Origin of the sequence: Tardiphaga sp. 866_E4_N1_4, assembly GCF_052076075.1 — a bacterium.
Lineage (GTDB): Bacteria > Pseudomonadota > Alphaproteobacteria > Rhizobiales > Xanthobacteraceae > Tardiphaga > Tardiphaga robiniae.
The window spans coordinates 255,872-274,298 of the sequence record NZ_CP197242.1 but is presented as its reverse complement, the minus strand read 5'-3'; the positions used below and the strand labels follow the sequence as shown (position 1 = coordinate 274,298).

Genomic DNA, 18,427 nt, shown 5'->3' with positions numbered 1-18,427 from the left:
AACCTCCCGCGCTTCGCCACGGCAGTCCGCGGCGATCATCGCCATAGCGGAGCTTCGCTGCATCACTGCATCGCGCAGGAAGACGCAGGTTTGCTGGGATGGAAGTTCCGCCCGCTGTTCGACGCGGTCCATCGGACCGCAGAATTCGCCGTAGCAGGTGAACGTCAGGACAAAGACAGCCGTCATTACGCCGGTCATCGCATCACCTCAGATAAAAAGGCCGGGGAAGTAAGCCGGCGAAAAACTTCCTGATGGGTAAGGCTCCGTCGTCAGTGAATCCATCGTCAGGTCGAACTGCAGCGTCATCGCGTCGTATGTCAGGTTCGACATGTCGAGCGCCGGCCAGTTCATCTCGACCATGTCCGGGTCCGAGGCCAAGACCGCTTCGATCTTCACCGAGGGCGGCGAATTCACCGAGCGTGCAAGTGGCACAAGGCCGCGGTCGACGTTGGCGATCGTCAGCTTCGATGCCGGCGGCGATTTGTCCTGTTCATCCGGGATCGTGACGTCGACGCCCGCATACATAAAGGTGATGCCGCGGCTTACCGTGCCGTAGGTCAACGGGTCCGTACCCAAGCGCGTGGTCGGATCAGTCGTCAGATAGATCGGCTCATCCAATTCTGGGTGCGTGATGGTCAGCAGGAAGATCGGCACCTCGCCGGACTCCTGCCCGAAGATCGCCTCCCGCATATTGAGCGAAAGGACCCTCACGGCAGCACCTCAAGCGAAATAGGGACGCGGTACGTCCCGCCGCCGATCTGTTGCCAGCTGATCTGACTTCCTTTCGGGAACCGGACTAGCAACGTCTCACCAAGCACCGTCGGGTCAGGGAAATTGAACGGCAGCGCGCCCTTGATGAGCGTCACGTTGAAAAACTGACGTAAAATTGCGAGTTGCGACCGCTCCACTTTGATCTGTCCTGACAGCGGACGCACCACGGCCGAAGTGCGGAGCCTAGTGATCGAAACACCGGCATCCGGCTTATATTCGAGGATCCCATCGCCCTCACCTTCGGAATAACCGATGTTGAGGCACTGAGGCAGTTCGGCGGGCCAAGCATCAACCACGGGTCACCTCGACGCCAGCCGGCCGCGCTGGGCCAGCACCTGGCTGGTCGCGCTGCCCGGGTTTGCGGCGTTCTTTGCTGTGATTGAATCGACGAACACGGTCAGGTCGAAACCGCCGGCGCCGTCGTCTGACTTTTGCGTTTGGCCGGCGCGGCTGGAATCTTCGACCAAATTGACGGTAACGTCTCCGCCACCACCACGGGAAGCCGCGGAGTTCGGGATCACCTGAGACCCTCTGGGCAGATTGACGATCTCCGGTCCGTTTTCGCCGACCCAGCTTGGACCGCCCCGCCAGTTATCAGTTCCACTGGCGTTACGACCCGTTCCGAAAATCGATGAAAAGAACGATGCTGCAGGCGACAAGCCGCCGGATGATGGAGCGTTAAAGATCGACGCGAAACTGGAGTTGATCGCGCTGCTGGCCAACGTGCGGGCAAGATTGGCCAGAACATCGTTCAGGCTCCTACCCTGCACGATTGCATCACTGAACGCCGTTGACAACGCAGACCCAAACTGCTGGCTGGCGCTGTTGATCCTCGCCAAGGATTCCCGCGCCATATCGTAGGCGGCCGTCGCCGCTCCCACCGCCACAGGCGTCTCAAGGAACTTCTTGTTATGCTCTGCGGTCAACTGAATGCCTGACGCGGTCAATGCTTGTTGGGCACTCATCGTGGTGCGAAGCTTCTCATATGCATTGATCTGCGCCTGGGTGACTTCGCCGCCATCCCGCATGATCGCGTTCAAAAGCTGGAATTCTGCACGCAGTTGTTGCTGCACTGCGTTGTTCTGAAATGTCGCTGCGGTATCGGCATTTATCGTTGCCGTTCGCTTGGTGAGCTGGTCGATGGTGGTCTCGAACTGATCACGCCCATTGTCGGCTGCAATCTTCGGACCAGGATTGACGCTAACATTTCGGTTTATAGGTACACGGATCGGGTCGACGTCCTTCTGACGCTTGGCGATCTCATCATTCAGGTCCTGGATGGCGTCGTCGACGGCGTCCTTGGTAATCTGATGATCGGCATTCTGGATGTTCGATCCCTGGAACAGTTGGATCGGGTTCAGCGGCTGGCCGGCGTCTAGGGTCTTCTTGATGTCTTCATACTGCTTCAGCAACCCGTTGAGCTGATTGAGGCTTGCCGTGTCGATGTTTGGCGTGATCGCGAAGTCTTTGATCGCAGAGATGAAGCTGTAAACGGACTTCACAGCATTGATCACGGCGACGGCGCCATTTACTGCGTCGTTGAGCAGCGGCAGCACATCACCGACGGCCGCCTTCAAGCTGGAACCCCAGATCGTGGCGGCCTTCTGCCATTCCTCGGTGAAGACCTTGGCCTTCTGAATGGTTGCGTCGTCGATCACGGCGCCTGCGGCGTTGGCCTGGGCTGCCAGCTTCAGATAATTGTCGCCGGCCTCATGCAAGCTCTGAGAGAACTCCCGCGAGAAGCCGAGGAAGCTGCCTATCTGCAAGGCGTCCTGGATAGTCGGCGCGCGCTTGATGATGTCGACGGCACTGACGATGAGCGAGTTGGTGTCTTTGAGCTGCCCGTTGCTGTCCTTGATCGCGACGCCATTCGCCTGGAAGACCCGGGTCAGATCGTTGGCCTGGAACTTGGCGTCCTGAAGGCGGGTCGCGAAGGAATCCACCGAGCGGCTAAATTCGTCATCACCAAGGCCGAGCGAATTCGCGCCAAACTTGAGCTGTTGAAAGCGCTCGGTGCTGAGCCCGACGCGATCGGCAATCGAGGCAGTATCGGCGAGCGATTTATTCAGGCCGGCAACGAGAGTAATGACCGCGCCAACGGCTACGCCGGCGATACCGAAGCCGGCGACCATGGAAGTCAGGGATTTCGTGTAGCTCTCGGTGTTCAGCTGTGGGTCAAAGGATTCAAACTTGGCCTCGATTTCGGCGACCTTCTTGTCGGCGGTGTCGCCGATAGCCTGCATCGCCTTGTCGTACTTCGTCGTCTTGGCATCGACGTCAATTGTTAGCGCTGGATTGGCCATCGCGTTCTAGCATCCTATTGAAGGCAGCATCACTGGGCGCTTCTGGCTTCTGTTCGGCGCCGTGGACGGCATTCCAGCCCTGAACGCAGGCGGCCAGCTCCCACGGCGTCAGTTCGTCGATCTCGCGCGGCGAAAAGCCTATTGCGGCTCCGGTTCCGTATTGAGCGGAGCGGACGAAGTAGAAGCGGCCGGCTTCGCTGCCCGCGTCTTTCGTTTTTTTTTACCCAGTTCGTCACCCTGCACGCCGTAGACGCCGGCGTACAAGACGCGCGCCGCCAATGGGGCCAGGGGGCCGAGCGGCTGATCCTCGACGAACTCTTTCATGAGCTTCAAGGTTTCCGGCACCGACGTTCCGCCGCCGATCAAGCCGAGCCTGATCGCATTGACAACATCAGCCTCGCGCCACGATCCGCCGCGGAGACGAGTGAAAATCTCCAGCGGCCCGCTCGGAATATGGATGATCTCGCCATCCATTCCCGTGGCGGAAACGCCGCACTTGTCCTGCAGCTCGAAAAGCTGCTTGTGCTTGGCGACGTTGAAGTCGTACTCGGCATTCCCGAACGGAAGCCGGATCGTGCCGTGACCGCTCACGGCGTGGTCCGCGAGACCTGACCGTCAGACTGCAGAGTGGCCGTGAAGGTGACGCGCTGGCCGCGCTGGCCAGTGATCTCAAGATCGGAAATCTTGAATGGGCCGAGCCAGACCAGCGTGCCCAAGGTAATCTGGACATTCTTGGTCTCACCGGACTCGAAATAGTCGTCCCAGTCAGTGAAGTCGTCTTTGTCGACGACACCCGAGAAGTCGCAGCTGGCGGAGTTCGATGTCACGTCGCGCTCGAGCCACGACGGCGCATCTTCGTCCGCGCAATCGGGCACATTCGTTTCCGACAGTGCCGCGGTTCGCTTGAACCCGCGCGACGTCGCGCCGCAGGGCTGAGCGAAGACTTCGGGCGACGCACCGTCACCGAGCTTGATGAGAAATTCAGAAAACCGAACCGTATCTGCGCGCGCCATGGCGAGCCTCCTAGTTTGTCAGGATGTGAAAGGTGAAAATGCCATGGCTGGTCAGGCCGTCGGGGTCGGGGATATAGTTCACGTCTTCGAGCAGGCAGCTGTTGACCGACAGCCCCGATTCCGAAAGGTCGACGTCATCGAGGGCGGCGATGATTTGCCTGCCCAAGGTCTTCAACTCGACTTTTCCGACAGCGCGCGACCAAGCATCGACCGTCACATACACCTCGGCTCCTTGGACGCACTCAATCTTTTCGTTGATGACCTGAACGTTTCCGAGCGATATGTAGGGCCATGCCGCGCCGGTGTCCGTCAATCGCTTTTGTTCTGTCGGCACGGCATCGTAAACACGTTGGCCCGCTACCGAGCCGGATCCCTTCAATGCGGCTACAATCGCCTTCTGAAGAGGAAGTGAGGGATCATCGATACCGGCCATGATCAGCTCAACACGCCGTCGGTGATTTTTTGGACAGCCCGCCGCTTCACGCCGGCTTTCTTAGCTCGGTAGGTGTTGAAGAAGAACGGTACGGCCGGTGCGTTGACGGTGCCGAATTCTTCGGCACGGGTGTAATCGTAAAACTTTCCCGAGCCTTGCCGCACTTCCTTGGTCGTCAGATCGCCGCCGGCCTGCACGCGCCACCTATTCCCACCGAGGTGAACGGCGGCCACTGATTTGGCCGTGTTGCCGCTCTTCACCTTCGCGCGTCCGCGGATAGCACTCGCCAGATCCTGCGCAGCAAACTCCGTGGCGCTTCCTGCATTCGCCTTGAGCTTTTCGCCGCGACGCTGCAGCTCGGCCTTAAGGGCTATGACACTGGCCTTGCTCATGCGGCGACTCCGATCTGACACAACATCTCGAGCCAGGCGCCGCCGTCGTCGGGGTCAATGATCGACTTGATGGCGTATTCCTTGCCTTCGCGCACGTCGCGCACGCGCCAGTCGGGTTGAACAAGGATCGTCTTGGAGTTCTGGCGGACCGTGATGTTAACGGCGTTCTGACTCTGCAGCCGGGCTGCTAGGATCGTCTCGCCGCCGAGTTTCGGCTTCACTTCTGCCCAGACAGCAAACTTTTCAACCCATCCGGATTGCGTATTGCCATAGTCGTCTTCAGCCTCTTCACGGCAATCAAAGACGATCCGATGGCGCAACGACCCGCTGGTTGCCATCACACCCTCTCGAACGCCAGCCATGTACCGGCGACATGCACGATGTCAGCGCCGGCGGCGGCCAGATCATCCAACACCTTGCTGACGTCGACGACTTCGAGTCCGTTGTCGTCATGATATACGATGACACCGCCGGGTCGGACGATCGCCTTTGCGAGATTCCGATCGTTCAGCACCGCCGCACGGCTGTGGTCTGCATCGACGAAGACGACGTCGCAGCCGGGCAGATCATCACGGACAAGGTCGAAAGTGCCACGGTCGCGTAGAAGCAACTCGAACCGCCCATCTGCGATGGCAAGCTCGCCCGGTGCCGCTGGGATTTCCTTCGCCTGAACCTTGCATGTGAAGTTGTAGCCCGGAGGAACATCGACGCCGACATAGCGGTCGACCGTCGCGACGTTCCGCAGGATGGCCGCCGCAGTGCGACCATTGTTGCAGCCAAATTCCACAACGGTACGGGCCTCAACGCTGCGCATGAGATGGATCAGGATATCGAGCTCGCCCGGATGGACGTATCGGCTAGGCAGCCCGCTCAGATCGGCCTTCGGCGCATCGATGGTGACGGTCGATCGCTTCGCTGGCGAATAGGTCAAGGCGGGATTTGGCTTGCTCAAGGTCAATGCTCTTTTTGCATGCGTGATGATGGCTGAAGCACTCACAGGGGTTGATGGGGTCGATACCCAGCACCGGTGCCGACTTCGCGCCATCGAAGAAGAAATCGCTTCGCTCGTATCCGCCGAATGTCATAGCCACCGGCGTTCCGACGGCCTGGGCGAGGACACCGGCGAAGCCCGGCGAGCAGAATACCATCGCGGACATGGACGTCAGCGCAGCCAAGGTCTCGAATTCGAGCTCGCCGGCATGACATTTTGCGTCCGCTTCAATGCGCTCGCCAACAATCCACTCCTTGCCCGGGACCAGATCGGCGACGGATACGACGAAAAACCGCTCACGGATCGATCGAAACAATTCTGCATACGCGGCATGGTCCGGATTGCGGGCGCCGCAGCCGCCCCAATCGGCGGGCCGGTCGACCAACGGCCGATACAGCATGATCGGCCGGTCCGTACCCCATTGCTCGAGCCAGACGGCTGCCTTTGCCTTCCAGCTCATCGGGATCGGTAACCGGAAGTCCGCGGTCTCGATGCCGGTCCCGGTTGTGGCGCACATTGCGGCCATGACAGAGCCGTGGCGGCGGACTAAGTCCGGCGGATAGGTGACGGTGAGTGCTCGGACGCCTGCCGGTGGGCGCGATCGCGAGAAAAGACTGAACTCCCGCATTGCATTCTTCGCCTGCGTGCGCAGCCGAGTCCGCTTGTTGATTACCTTTAGGCCCTCGCCTATCAGGTCGTGATAGACAGAGACCCATGAGCTCTCGAGCCAGACATCATGCGATGCCATCAGCTGGCGAATTACGGCTCGTTGGCGCAGATTGTCGCCAAGGCCCATCATCCCACGGACTAGAAGCGGCTCCATGCTTCCTCGAAACTCATTTTCGGATAGGCGTTGAGAGCCGATTCCGGATTGCAATTGAAGATCTCGATGCCTGGCGGCGTCGACCACTGAGCGGATAGCCAGCGCCGCACATTGTGCTGGCGCGGATTGTTGAGTCCTGCGGGATGCCGACCGTGCCAATGCTCGCCAGCAGCAAGCGTCATGTCATAGCCGACCAGGAGTATTCGCTTGGCGCCCCAATTGATCGCAAGGTTCAGCGCCTGAAACCCACTGTTCCCGCCGTCCCCAACCTGGTCGTCCGCCAGCAGGATGGAATGCTCACCGCGGGCGATCCTGACCCTCATTAAATCGAACTGCCGTGCCGCTGCGATCTCGTATGTCAGCCGCAGCCCCTTGAACGCTGGGACGCCCATATTCTTGCGCCACCACGCGCCGTCGCATGCATAGAGCGCATCGGCCCATGGACACAGCCGCCAGCTTTCGTTGACGGCAAGAAACTTCGCTCTCCCCCAGGCTCGACAAAGGGGCACGTTCTTTGCGCTCGGTCCCGACGCGACGACAACGGCCGTCTCGCCAGACCAATCAGGCGCACACAGGGTCATGGTACCGATGCAGCAGCGCCTTCACTGCGATTGAAAGATAGCCCTCGGCGAGCGTGTCTTCGTCGCCTCGATGCTCCCAGAGCCATGCAAGGATCATCAGCGTGGCGGCCTTGACCTGGGCCGGCGCTGTCTCTTCGTCCCAGGTTGGCGCTTCCCGCACCACGTAGCTGGCAATGTAATCTTCGACGGTTGATGTCGCCGCCGCGATCATGCGCTCCACTTCAGCGAAGCGGATGTCTCCCGAAAAGTCCGGGGGGCTGCCATCATCGCTTTCCAGGTCAAGCCGCAACTGGTCGTTGGCTTCCTCGATCGTGATCAAGTCCATCACGCAGCCTTACCGTCTTTGCCGTTCTGACCGCGCTTCACCGCCAACCGCCACGCGTCGGACGTCTCTGGCTTATCGGATGTGTCGCGCTGCGCGATCCAGAAGGAGCCGGACCAAGTCACGCCAGAGCCTTTTGCATAGTCCTGCGGACGCCAGACACCGCGATCCGTCACGACGGGTAGCGGGAAATCCTTCACAACGTCGCCGCGCGAGAACCGGAGCGTAAAGCCGCGTTCATCTTCAACGAGATCAAAATCATCGAAACCGAGACCGTCAGCACCATCGCGGCCGTCGGCGCCGTTCGCGCCCGGCAGGCCATCGCGCCCATCAGCGCCATTCTTACCAAGCACCGGTCCGAGATTCTTGTGCTCACCATTTGTCAGTGTCACGAGGAGATCCCCAGCGCGATCGATCACAGCGCCCGCAAGTCCGATGCCATTGAGACCGTCGGCCCCCTTCGCACCCGACGGTCCGTCCTTGCCGTCAGCGCCATCGCGACCTGCGGCCCCATCAACGCCATCGCGGCCATCATTCCCAGGAGCGCCATCAACACCGTCACGGCCGTCCTTACCGTCAGCGCCATCACGACCTGCGGCCCCATCAACGCCGTCGCGGCCATCTTTTCCGGCAGCGCCATCAACACCGTCACGGCCGTCCTTACCGGCCTGCGGTGGATGGGTCTCGATATAGCGCGCAACAGCAGCAGCGATTTGCTCATCTGACACGGGCGGCGCATCCTTGCCGGCCGGGCCGGGATCGCCTGGGGGGCCGGCCTCACCTTTCTCGCCGGCAACACCACGCTCACCGACGGGACCAGGCGCACCTTCCTTACCGTGGGCGCCGGGCTCGCCTTGCGGACCAGCAACCCCATCCGCGCCGCGCGCACCAGGTTCACCCTTCTCGCCGCGTTCTGGCTGACGGGCCTCCAGTTCAGCGATACGCTTCAAAAGCGACGCCTGCTCTGAGGCTACGAATTCACGGATGACCGGAGCAAGCTCGACGATCATGGCCTTGATCTGCTCAGTCTTCATGCTGCATCCCGATAAAGACCGAGTTCTTTGCGCAGGAGAGTTGCCGCAATCAGCCCGCGCGCTTCGTCGTCGCTGGCGTCATCTTCAGGCTTCGCCGGCGTCGGCAAAGCTAGAGCGCCAGAATCCGTCTTGAATGGATCGTCCTGGGCGTCCCGCTTTGCGAGCGCCGCAAGGCTGAAATCCTGTTGCTGCCTGTAGACGACGTTGCCGCCGGGCGTGGGACCAAGATTAATCCTCGCGCGGGCCTCATCGGGCGTGAAAGTGTTCTTGCCCTTATCGATCACTTCCATCTGCGTGACGCTATCCATGCGCAGCAGGTTGTCGGTGTCGAATTCAACGCCAAGGTTTTCGCCGTAGCCAATACCAAGTCCGAGATCGAGGCATTCCTCTGCATCTTCGATCAAGCGCTGAAGCGCCTGCGAGTAGTATTCGAGGTTCAGAGCTTGGACGTTCGATACTGTCGGCATCTGGCCGATACCGACCTTGTAAGGCGGGACATGATAGGTGGAGCATACGACCGTGTCGGCCCATTTCAGCTGTTCGATCAGCTGGGAGTCCTCGGCCGTGGTGGCGATCGACAAGAACTTCAGGTCATCGCCAAGCACGGCGACCTTGCCGACATTGTCGCCGGTGTAGTTCTTCTCCCAGTTATCCTTCAGCCGCTTCGCCGTATCTTCGGAAATCACCCCGGGCGCCGTCAGAATGCCGCTTGGCATCGATCGGTTGCCGAAGAACCGGGCCGAACTGTTCTGGATGTTGAGAGCTTTCGTCGCTGCAACCCCGTTCGCAAAGATCGGCGAGAGGCCGACCAGCGGATGGAACAGGCAGTTATAGCGATCGTGGATGATCTCAGTAGCCGGGACGATAACGCTCTCGGTGAGACCCGAGAGATTGTCCTGGTTCAACTGGTAGAATACGGACCCCTCATCGGACACCAGTGGCGTCACAAGACCAGGGTCGAGAATGTAGAGCGCCTTGACGTTGCCGCTGCCTTGGCCGCCGCGGTTATCCCTGCCCTTCAGTGCATAGGTATTGCCGCTGCTGAGCTTGGACAGGATCCAACTCTCCCAGAACTGGTTGCGGGTCTGGAAATGGTTCGGCTTCCGCAGCACAGGGCTATAGGCCGCGTTGTCGACTTCTTTCCAAATACCGTGGGAGTCCTTGGCGACCAGCTTCACCCGCAGCTTTGCAATGTCCGACGCGATAAGCGTCTTGCACGCGAAATTCGCCGGATTGGATAGAACATTGTCCCGGTTGACCTTGATGTTCCGCTGCCACGCGCCGACGAACGGCTCAAGGATCGTATACCACCCACGAGACTCGGCGACCGGCGACAAAGTGGTCGGCGCCGCCTTAGTGCGTGAAATATCAAACCCGAGCAGGCGCAATGGACTATTCCCCAGCCTGCGTGGCGACGATCTTCTCGAGCAACTGGTCTGACGTCCACCCATGGTACGGTTTCTTGCCCAGGACACGCTCATATTCCGCGCGCATCGAGCGCAGATCAGCGTCGTCGCCGTCCACCTCCGGCTTTACGACACCGGCCTTGGCCTTGCCGAGAGCGACCAGAACGCGGCTGTCCTTTTCGGACCGGACGATGAAGCCATCACCAGCCTTGAGACGGCGGGTGGCATATGTGAACGGCTTGGTCGCAATAAGATTTCGCATCATCAATCCTCGCGCGAGAGGAAGCGGGCGGCGAACCGCCCGCTCCAGTTTCGATTAGCCGGAGATAGCGCCGTAGTCCGCATCGCCGATATAGGCGACGGCCGAAGCGCGGCGCTTGGCGAAGTTCAGCGGACGGACGACCTTGATGGCCACCGAGTCCGTCTGGAACATCGACACGACGCTGGCATTAGCCGTCGGCGTATCGCTGGCACCGTCCGGGGCGCTGTCCATCTGGATCGCCGCCTCGGTCGAGAGCGAGACCTCCACGCCGCGGTCGCCGATCTTGTAGATGTCCGACGGCTTCAGCAGGATGAGGTCGCCCGCGCCTGCATTGCCGCCAGCGACGATGGGGTCGCCGAGCAGAGAGCCACCGGTCGCGGTCAGGCCGGGGAATGCCCAGTTGCCGAGCGCGTTCTGCATCAGGCCGAGCGACTTCGCGAGCGACTCGGTGCTGACGAACTGCAGGCCCTTGGCATTCTTCGCGGAGATGAACGTCGCATAGAGCGCCTTCACGTCCGCGATGACACCGTCGATGTCGTTGCCGGCGCTGGTGATCGCCGAAACGCCGTTGAGGATGCCGGCCGGCGAAACGCCGGACACAGCAGCCGCCGGACTGAGGAAGGTCTGATCGACACGCTGTGCCGAAGCTTCGACCAGGGCGTCGCGGACCAGCTTTTCAGCCGACGGAGACGAGTCCCGCAGCAGCTCCTTGGACACCACGGCGAGCGCGGCGACCTTGAGCGGCGTCAGGTTGACGTCCATGAAGTCGGCCTTGCTGACCGGGATAGACTTGGACTGGCCGACCCAGTAGCCCGTCGCCGCGCCGTCCTGGCCGGCGATGTTGACGTTAGCCGGGACCTCGCGGAGCGGCAGCTTGTCGAACACCGTCTGGGCGTACAGATATTCGATGAAGTCGGCTGTGTAGCGGTCGATATGGACCAACTCAGCGCCCCATTCACCGGACTCGGTGCCGCCACCGGCGACCGCAGCCTTGATGCTCTCAACGAGCTGAGGCGCAGCCTGGCCCCAGCGCTTGTGAGCGACACCCACAGCCGAGACATCGTCGATGCGCGCCAGCGTCTTGGCGATCACCATACGGGTGTAGTTCTGGCCGGGGAATGCTTCGTCCTTGTCGCCGCGCTTGATGACCGCCGGAGCGGCCAGGGCCCGGGCCTGCGTGCCCTGCTCGCCAGTGCCGCCGGCGATCGGCCGGGCGGTTTCAGCTGCCTTGCTCAGGCCGTCGAGCGTGCGAAGGCGGCCGAGATGCTGATCGACGGCTTCCACGTCCTTGGCGAAGCCATCATATTCTTCCTGCTGGGAAGCATCGAGGGTCGTGCCATCCTTGGCCGACTTGTCGATGACGCCTTCCATCAGGGCGACGAGGGACGCGCGCTTGGCCTCATAGGCCGAAATCTGTTCTGCGTACTTGCTCATGGTGATTTACCTTTTGATCGAGCGGATGATGAAGGGAGAAGCCCGATCGCGGGCGGGGTCAGCCAACCGAACCACGCGAGCGTCGTTGCCTGTCGCGGCTACGCTCTTGGGGTCGATTGGAATATCGGAATCGACCACACCGGCAGCGTCACGCAGCCTGCGGTCTATCGATTTGACGGCGGAGATGATGGCCTCAGCGTTTGCCGGGATCGACACGGTCGAGAGCTCGAAAATCTCGATCTCCTGAAACTCGATGCCGCCATCATCCTTGAAGGCGTATTTCAGCGGACGGAAGCCGATTGAGACAGCACGCACGAGACCGTGCTCGATCTCGCCCCACGCTGTGTCAACGCGATCCTTAAGCGGTCCTGCATCGCTAATGACCGGCATTTCGGCCTGAAACTTGATGCCCTTCGGCGTCGGCTTCTCAAAGGTAACGTTGCCGATCGGCGCATCGTGATTGTGCTGATGCAGCAACACGAGCGGATTTGCGAACTTGGCGCCCATCGGGTTGATGATGTCCTGCACGCGGTCCATCGCTGGCGTCGTAGCCCAGCCGGAGAACGTGCGGCGCTTCCCATCGAGTGCTTTCACCTCGATGACAGAATAGGCGCGGGTGAGCGCGGTCATGGGCATTGTTCCTTAGACGAACAGCATCTGGAATTCGGGGTTGCGCTTAGCCTCTGGGTTCCGAGACATCAGCATCACGGCGTTGAACGCGGCGATCAGAGGGTCGATCTTTGCCTTGCCAGCAATCTGCTTGGTGACCAGTACGGCGTTGCCGCGCTTCTCCACTTTGGCGTTACCGACGACCCAGTTCATCAGAGCTGAGCCATCATGCTCGATGGTGCCATCGGCGAGCTTCCGCTCGAGGCCGAGGACGGCGCCGTTCAGTTTGTATCCCTGGGCGATGCCCTGCAGCTGCTTCTCTTCGATGCCACGGGACACCATCTCTTCGATCATCGCCGTGACGCCGAAGGGATCGAGCCCGATCGCGGCCTCTTCCGGAAGCAGCCCGGCTTTCTGAACTCGCTCGATGATGTCAGCCAGTTCCTCGACGTCCTGCGTCGGGTGCTCGCAGATGGTGAGCGACTTCTCCTTCTCGAAGTCCCGAAGCCGCGGCGCGATCTCCTGCCGGAGCTTCAGCACATCCGGCTGGACCCAGGCATGAGCCCACAACAGCCATTTCCGCGTGTCGCGATCTCGGCCCAACAGAACAAGGCCGAGCAAGTCGTCCAGACCGCCGCCGTCGCCGCCGACCACCACCACATCGCTTCGCGTTAGTAGCGTGTCGAGGTCGCGCAGATCCTTGTTTGCGCAACGCTCCCAGTGATTGGCACCCGCCCAACGATTGTTCGCAAGGCGCAGACCGATCTCTACGTTCAGATGCTTGGCGAGGTAGACCTGATACTCACCGCCGGTCGCATCCTTGACCTTCTTGAGCTCGTCAACCAACCATTCGGCATCCACCGATCGGCCAATGTTGGGATTGGTCACATAGAAGAATGCTGGGTCGAGATAGGTCTCACTCTCGATCATCTTCTCCGGGAACTCGTAGAGAACCGGTAAGCTTTTGCGATCTTCAATCGTGCCATCGCGTACCGCGCGGAAGTACTCCAGCTTTGCCTTGAACACGCCGGCCGGCTCGGCGTCGGCCTGCGTCGACAGGTAGATGACGAAACCCTCTGGTCGCGAAACCTGCCCGCCGGTCGCCTCGCGAAGCATTGCGTCAGCGTGGGGCTTCTTACCGAACAGCCAGAGCTCATCGACCAGAACGAAGGCGGCCTTCTTTCCGGACACCGTCTCATTGTCGGCGGCGACCACCTTCAAGACCGCATTTGTGGTCCTGTGGGTGATCGATCGGATATGATCCTGGACGTGCAACAGGCCGCCCTGCGCCCAATCAAGCTCCGGATCCTCACGGATCATATCGCGCGCCGGTTGGAACGCGTTGTTGGCGACCTCAATTGTGGGGGCCAAGATCAGCAGCTCGGCGGAGTGGCGCCAGTTGCGGATGAGCGCCGTCACCATGATGCCGGCCGCGATTGTCGATTTGCTGTTCTTCTTGCTGATGAGCAGGAAGAATTCGCGGATCAGTCGGCGCGCCGTATCCGGGTTGTAGGCACCGAAGATCGCAGCGACAAAATCAAATACCCACGGCTCGCATGCCTCGCCGAAGGTCGGCTTTCCCGGCGCGTCGACAATCCGCAAGGACTTGAAGACGTCCAGCGCCGCGGCTGCCTCATCGGCGAACAGCGGGCTTGGAATAAGCGACCTACGCTGGACAATGCGATCTCGCCAGTCAGGGCAAGACGTCGTCCATTCGGGATTGAGCATCAGTGCGTCGAAACTGTTTTAGGCGCGGATGGTGGAGCATACTTGCTGCCCGGTTGAGCGACCTGTTCGGCGGAACGTTGGCGCTGAGCCTTCTTTCCGTTGTCGGCGCCGGCGCCTGACTCGTTGAGCGTCTTGGCCGCGAGTGCGAGAGACTTAAGCACCTCGGCCCGCTGTTTGAGGGACACCGCCTGCTTCAGCGCTTGGCGCTGCTGGTCGGCGTCCTCACCATCGATCGACGTATCGATCATCATCTCAAGCTCGCCGAGCTTTGACGTTGTGGCGTCGAGTTCATCCAGCAATCGAAGGGTGAGATTCCGGCCGCGTCCGACTATCGCCTCAGGGCTGGTCGTCTCTGGTGTGACCGGGGTCTGAACTATGGTTATCGTCTGGGGCTCGGTACGCACTTCCGGCTGCGTACCGGATTTGACCCAGCCCTCTTTCTTCGCTCGCTTGCGGATCGCGCCTTCCGAGATCGAGTACCACGCCGCGAGTTCGCGGTTAGACATTGATCCAGAAAGATAATCTCGCTTGATCTCATCCCAGTCGACGCTTGGCTTCTTGTCGGTCATTGACCAGTACGCAGAGCAGTACGCACCCTGATTTCTCCACCCAGGAAAAAATCTCTGAATGAGATGGGCGCCGGTCCAGAAGGCGAACGTCTGAATAAGTCAGACCTCCCCCCCTATGGATACTGCTTCCGCTCCTCCGATTGGATCAAGCTGTCGTGGACAGCCTTGGTCACAGTCTCGATGTTGTTGATGTCCCAGAACAGAACCGGGTCACCTCGATGTGGGATCTTGTGATTGGCCACTGGGCTATGGGGCGCTGGGTACCGGCCTATGGCTAGGTCACCCGAGCGCTGGCACCGGTAAGCATCCCGAAGGAATACCTCGTGGCGCAGCTGTTGCCATCTCTTCGTCTTGTACCATTGCCTCCAGGGAGACATCCTGTTGCGTGACAGGTCGGCCGCGACAACGTCGTTTGGAAGATAACCCAGCCTCGGAGGCTTCGTGCTCAAGCTGGGCTTCAGCATCTTCAAGCCCATGTCTATGCCTCACCTGTCGCTTGCGAGCGCGCCCGATCAAGGGGCTTAGCCTTAGGCAGAGCATCACCCCATCAAGGGGCTACCTCGTTCGAGGCGGCCATGCGGCGTTCAACTTAATTCCGAAAGATGCTGTCGTGCCGTCTCCAAGAGCATGGCCACCGACAATCTTCGCCGCGCAAGATGCGCTGTCATGGCCGATAGTTGATCGATACTCTTTGGCAGCTTCTCGCGGAAGATATCCTACAATCATCCCAGATACTTCAACGCGGACTGCGCTCGCATCGAAGTTATTATCGGCCTCTGTAATAAGCACAGCCTTGACCTTCACGTCATGGCCGCTTCCGCCATGCTTACGGTACTGCTTAGCTAAGGCGGCCTGGTATTGGGACTCCCCCACAACAGCCACCGTCCACCCGCGTCCAGGAGCGAGCTCCTTCGCATCAGGCGTGCCAAATAATCGAGAGAAAAACCCCATTCCGCGAGCTTAGCAAAACCATTGCTTACCGCAATCCACAGTCTCAGGGTCTGCCTCACGCATGGACAGGTCACAGGCGCCTTCCTGCGGGAAGATGGAGCGGCGCCGAGCTGTGATCCGTGCCTTGCCGCCATCCGTGGTCTTACGACCAAATGCCAAGACAACAACATTGTCCGTGCGCTGCACCATGGCCTACATTCCAATCAAGTGCGCGGGAGAAAACAGATGGCAGATCGAGCGAAGTTCTACGTCGTCAGCACCGAAGGAAAGTGGATAGTCGAGCATCTGGGCAAGAACCTCGGCACGTATAAGACGCAGACCGAGGCCATGGATGACGCGCGAAAGATCGCTAAGAGACAGCATGAAGAGGGTCACAAGGCCCAGGTGCTAGTGCAAGGTAAGGACAAGCAGTTCCGCACGGAATGGACCTACGGGGACGATCCTTCGGAAACGCTGGGCTAATCTAGTCTTTAGCCCATACATCCGTTTGCGGTTCGACCTGGCACCTCTACGTCACCTACGCGGTAGGGTAAGGTTAGCTTTTATTTCCTGACGCAAAGCGCCGATACTTCACCGGCTTGGGCACCGACATCTTCCGATCTCCGTCGTTCAAAATAATCGGCACCAGATCGTCGGCGATGATCTTCTCCATCACGACCTTAACGAGACGAGTTCGAGATATACCGCGAACTTTTGCAGCTTCCTCGAGATATTCGGTATCCAACGCAACAACAACGTTCTTAATCATTGTCCTTCCTAGCGAGCCGATAGAGGCAATCGCATAGGAGCCAAATCGTGCGCTCTCGCGATCAGATTAAGGTTTGTTAATGACAACGATTATTCCAGCGGTAGAGAATTACTGGTTTTGCCGGATCTGCGGCCTCAGCCTATCCTTGGCAAACGTCGGAATCGCGCGCCTAGCGCAACAACACCGGTGCTGGTAGCTTTGACCATATGACGAGTAATCCGAAATTGCCGAGAACGCTGAGCAAGTCGCCACTGAATATGCCCGAAGATGGAGACATCGAGTCCATCGTTGCTTTCGAAGTCGGCACAATGGCAATCAGTGACTCACCCCTGTTAGGCCTGCTGACTTTCGTGACTCGCGACGGCCACTACGATTTCATGATCGACGAGCAAATGGCCAACGCGATCGTTCAGGAAGTCCGTACCTTTCTTAGAGGCGACAGCCCGCAGCTTCCCGAAAACGACGAATAGTCAACTCACCCTTGGTCCGTAGAGCTTGGCGCCGATGCGCTTAAGCTCTTCCTGATCTACCCACGACAAGCGGTAGTCATTGAGGTTGACCACCAAGATGTCGGCGTTGCGAAAGCCGCTTGCCTTCAGCGCTTCACAGTCGATCGGGCGGCCCGGTGTCGGGCTGTTGGTTCGGAGGTGCATGGTCACGAATGAGTGCCGCTGCCGGTCGGCGCGAAACGATGGGCAGCGGGGATATTGGGAGACGCTTCGCGCGGGTCGCTATTCGCAACCGGTCTACCTGCAGCGCAGGTGCGGATCGCAACCGACCGGGATCTAACCGGCGCAATTGGCCCGACTTAGGAAACTCACGCATGACTGATTTGCGGTCTGACCGCAATATATTTTGATACATATTCACATCGTGAATCAGGAGAGAGAAATGTCGCAGCACTGCGCAGGGTAGTCCTGGGATCAGCCGACAGCTTCCCGTGCCGCCGTTCGCATCTGCGGGCCATTCATCGTAGGTGACAATAAAGCTGACGCGTCCACATAGAGCGCATCAGCTATCCGGAGTAGCCACTCGACTGATACGTCCAACTTGTCGTTTTCCAGCTTCCAAACGGTTATCACGTGGCAGCCTAGCTTTGCTGAGAGTTTCTCTTGGGTCAGTCCCCTCTCCTTCCGGACAGCAGCGATTTGCGAACCGACCTCTCGCGTTTTTTTCCCCGCAGCCAGCCCACGAAGCGTCTCAGTTAAACCCCGAGCCGAGCTCTCTGATTGCTTGACGATGACGTATCCGCTGGCGGCGAGTGCTTTTGTGATTTGTTCGGGCGTGGGGACAGATTTCCATTGGGAAGCAGCCTCGGCCAAAACGGCTTCAGGTGATAGCATCTCACATCTCCTTTATGACGACGCGCCCAGAACCAGGGCTACTTCACGCACCCCCATTCAACATCGGTATCTTCTGGGGGGCCACTGATAAATCTGCTCAGAATGTGACCTCCATAATGTCCACATGCGGAACCAGCATCGCGATGTGGTCGACCAATATCTTGACCGTCCCGTCACCGCGTTTCTGCTGCATCGCGCCATAGACTTCCTTGCCTAGAGCAGTTGAGAACACCCGAACATTGCGGTTCTTCTCAAAGGGCACACTCGGTGTCTGCTTCGACTTCGGCAGCGCCGCCTGCTCGAGCTTGCGCTTCTCAGCAGCGACGGCGGCCTGGAACGCCTCAAATGCAGCCTCGTCCACCGCACGCAGATCGGCAATCTCACTGTCCGTCAATGTCGCATAATACGGCCTGTCCAGATTGCCCGTAGGTCGCGTGTAGAAGTCGCGAATGCCGCGATTTACCTTCTTGACGGCATGGCAATCCTCGTTCGAGCCAAGGATGCGAACGAAGGCATAGCCCGGAATCAGCGCCTTCGGGGTCGCTTCCATGGACAGCACGGGCCGACCAGACTGATCCCGCTTGTTGGTAGGCCGGCGGATGTAGCTGGCTGGGCACATGGCCTCAAAGCCCCGATCCGTCAAAGCAGACACCGCGGTCAATTCGCGGTTCGGTTCGCAGAGCAGAATATGCCAAGCCTGATTCACGGTCGTAT

The 18,427-nt window shown here is 59.7% G+C and carries 25 protein-coding genes; 2 read left to right on the top strand and 23 right to left on the bottom strand.

What is annotated here, in order from left to right; genetic code table 11:
- Window positions 1-207 precede the first annotated feature (207 nt).
- The 19 genes from AB8B20_RS01420 to AB8B20_RS01330 all read right to left on the bottom strand — a co-directional run bounded on the left by AB8B20_RS01420 (window position 208) and on the right by AB8B20_RS01330 (window position 14,671).
- Entirely contained in the window at window positions 208-690 is a 483-nt protein-coding gene (locus tag AB8B20_RS01420) for a DUF1833 family protein (RefSeq protein WP_439071447.1), read from the bottom strand.
- 17 nt (window positions 691-707) lie between these two features.
- A complete protein-coding gene (locus AB8B20_RS01415; protein WP_439071446.1) occupies window positions 708-1,067 on the bottom strand; it encodes a hypothetical protein in 360 nt (119 codons plus the stop codon).
- A gap of 3 nt (window positions 1,068-1,070) precedes the next feature.
- Window positions 1,071-2,903 carry a hypothetical protein gene (locus AB8B20_RS01410; protein ID WP_439090626.1) on the bottom strand — a complete coding sequence of 611 codons (1,833 nt, stop codon included), beginning with the start codon at window positions 2,901-2,903 and terminating at the stop codon, window positions 1,071-1,073.
- 309 nt (window positions 2,904-3,212) lie between these two features.
- On the bottom strand, window positions 3,213-3,665 hold the full coding sequence (locus tag AB8B20_RS01405) for a gene transfer agent family protein (protein WP_439071444.1): 453 nt from the start codon (window positions 3,663-3,665) through the stop codon (window positions 3,213-3,215).
- Entirely contained in the window at window positions 3,662-4,087 is a 426-nt protein-coding gene (locus AB8B20_RS01400; protein ID WP_231080170.1) for a phage tail tube protein, read from the bottom strand. Before AB8B20_RS01400 ends, AB8B20_RS01405 begins: the two co-directional genes overlap by 4 nt.
- Window positions 4,088-4,097: 10 nt before the next feature.
- A complete protein-coding gene (locus AB8B20_RS01395) occupies window positions 4,098-4,520 on the bottom strand; it encodes a DUF3168 domain-containing protein (protein ID WP_439071443.1) in 423 nt (140 codons plus the stop codon).
- A gap of 2 nt (window positions 4,521-4,522) precedes the next feature.
- Window positions 4,523-4,912 carry a hypothetical protein gene (locus AB8B20_RS01390; RefSeq protein ID WP_439071442.1) on the bottom strand — a complete coding sequence of 130 codons (390 nt, stop codon included), beginning with the start codon at window positions 4,910-4,912 and terminating at the stop codon, window positions 4,523-4,525.
- Window positions 4,909-5,250, bottom strand: coding sequence for a phage head closure protein (locus tag AB8B20_RS01385; protein WP_439071441.1), 342 nt, complete (start codon window positions 5,248-5,250; stop codon window positions 4,909-4,911). Before AB8B20_RS01385 ends, AB8B20_RS01390 begins: the two co-directional genes overlap by 4 nt.
- Window positions 5,250-5,843, bottom strand: coding sequence for a class I SAM-dependent methyltransferase (locus AB8B20_RS01380; protein ID WP_439071440.1), 594 nt, complete (start codon window positions 5,841-5,843; stop codon window positions 5,250-5,252). Before AB8B20_RS01380 ends, AB8B20_RS01385 begins: the two co-directional genes overlap by 1 nt.
- The gene (locus tag AB8B20_RS01375) at window positions 5,770-6,726 is read right to left on the bottom strand and encodes a hypothetical protein (protein WP_439071439.1); all 957 of its coding nucleotides are present in this window, start codon (window positions 6,724-6,726) and stop codon (window positions 5,770-5,772) included. Before AB8B20_RS01375 ends, AB8B20_RS01380 begins: the two co-directional genes overlap by 74 nt.
- Window positions 6,711-7,235 carry a hypothetical protein gene (locus AB8B20_RS01370; RefSeq protein WP_439071438.1) on the bottom strand — a complete coding sequence of 175 codons (525 nt, stop codon included), beginning with the start codon at window positions 7,233-7,235 and terminating at the stop codon, window positions 6,711-6,713. The genes AB8B20_RS01375 and AB8B20_RS01370 overlap by 16 nt, the downstream gene beginning before the upstream one ends.
- A 52-nt stretch (window positions 7,236-7,287) precedes the next feature.
- Entirely contained in the window at window positions 7,288-7,632 is a 345-nt protein-coding gene (locus AB8B20_RS01365) for a head-tail connector protein (RefSeq protein WP_439071437.1), read from the bottom strand.
- Window positions 7,632-8,663, bottom strand: a complete 1,032-nt coding sequence (locus tag AB8B20_RS01360; RefSeq protein WP_439071436.1) for a hypothetical protein — start codon at window positions 8,661-8,663, stop codon at window positions 7,632-7,634. The genes AB8B20_RS01365 and AB8B20_RS01360 overlap by 1 nt, the downstream gene beginning before the upstream one ends.
- Entirely contained in the window at window positions 8,660-10,051 is a 1,392-nt protein-coding gene (locus AB8B20_RS01355; RefSeq protein WP_439071435.1) for a phage portal protein, read from the bottom strand. The genes AB8B20_RS01360 and AB8B20_RS01355 overlap by 4 nt, the downstream gene beginning before the upstream one ends.
- Before the next feature lie 4 nt (window positions 10,052-10,055).
- The gene (locus AB8B20_RS01350) at window positions 10,056-10,331 is read right to left on the bottom strand and encodes a hypothetical protein (RefSeq protein ID WP_439071434.1); all 276 of its coding nucleotides are present in this window, start codon (window positions 10,329-10,331) and stop codon (window positions 10,056-10,058) included.
- A gap of 54 nt (window positions 10,332-10,385) precedes the next feature.
- Window positions 10,386-11,765, bottom strand: coding sequence for a phage major capsid protein (locus AB8B20_RS01345; protein WP_439071433.1), 1,380 nt, complete (start codon window positions 11,763-11,765; stop codon window positions 10,386-10,388).
- Between the two features lie 6 nt (window positions 11,766-11,771).
- The gene (locus AB8B20_RS01340; RefSeq protein WP_439071432.1) at window positions 11,772-12,395 is read right to left on the bottom strand and encodes an HK97 family phage prohead protease; all 624 of its coding nucleotides are present in this window, start codon (window positions 12,393-12,395) and stop codon (window positions 11,772-11,774) included.
- A 12-nt stretch (window positions 12,396-12,407) separates the two neighbouring features.
- Window positions 12,408-14,102, bottom strand: a complete 1,695-nt coding sequence (locus tag AB8B20_RS01335; RefSeq protein ID WP_439071431.1) for a terminase large subunit — start codon at window positions 14,100-14,102, stop codon at window positions 12,408-12,410.
- Entirely contained in the window at window positions 14,102-14,671 is a 570-nt protein-coding gene (locus AB8B20_RS01330; RefSeq protein ID WP_231080156.1) for a hypothetical protein, read from the bottom strand. The genes AB8B20_RS01335 and AB8B20_RS01330 overlap by 1 nt, the downstream gene beginning before the upstream one ends.
- A gap of 1,176 nt (window positions 14,672-15,847) precedes the next feature.
- Here AB8B20_RS01330 and AB8B20_RS01325 point away from each other — a divergent pair.
- Window positions 15,848-16,084 carry a DUF2188 domain-containing protein gene (locus tag AB8B20_RS01325; RefSeq protein ID WP_439071430.1) on the top strand — a complete coding sequence of 79 codons (237 nt, stop codon included), beginning with the start codon at window positions 15,848-15,850 and terminating at the stop codon, window positions 16,082-16,084.
- 73 nt (window positions 16,085-16,157) lie between these two features.
- Here the strand turns inward: AB8B20_RS01325 and AB8B20_RS01320 are convergent, their stop codons facing one another.
- The gene (locus AB8B20_RS01320) at window positions 16,158-16,370 is read right to left on the bottom strand and encodes a hypothetical protein (RefSeq protein ID WP_439071429.1); all 213 of its coding nucleotides are present in this window, start codon (window positions 16,368-16,370) and stop codon (window positions 16,158-16,160) included.
- Between the two features lie 206 nt (window positions 16,371-16,576).
- Here AB8B20_RS01320 and AB8B20_RS01315 point away from each other — a divergent pair, with 206 nt between their 5' ends.
- Window positions 16,577-16,840 (top strand): hypothetical protein, encoded by a 264-nt coding sequence (locus AB8B20_RS01315; RefSeq protein WP_439071428.1) that lies wholly within the window; start codon window positions 16,577-16,579, stop codon window positions 16,838-16,840.
- On the opposite strand, the gene AB8B20_RS01310 is transcribed toward AB8B20_RS01315, so the two are convergent.
- The 3 genes from AB8B20_RS01310 to nusG form a co-directional block, all read right to left on the bottom strand.
- Window positions 16,841-17,029: a hypothetical protein gene (locus AB8B20_RS01310; protein WP_439071427.1), complete on the bottom strand. Its 189-nt coding sequence runs from the start codon at window positions 17,027-17,029 to the stop codon at window positions 16,841-16,843.
- A 264-nt stretch (window positions 17,030-17,293) separates the two neighbouring features.
- Window positions 17,294-17,713 carry a helix-turn-helix domain-containing protein gene (locus AB8B20_RS01305; protein WP_439071426.1) on the bottom strand — a complete coding sequence of 140 codons (420 nt, stop codon included), beginning with the start codon at window positions 17,711-17,713 and terminating at the stop codon, window positions 17,294-17,296.
- A gap of 97 nt (window positions 17,714-17,810) precedes the next feature.
- Entirely contained in the window at window positions 17,811-18,419 is a 609-nt protein-coding gene (nusG, locus tag AB8B20_RS01300) for a transcription termination/antitermination protein NusG (protein WP_439071425.1), read from the bottom strand.
- Between the last annotated feature and the right edge of the window lie 8 nt (window positions 18,420-18,427).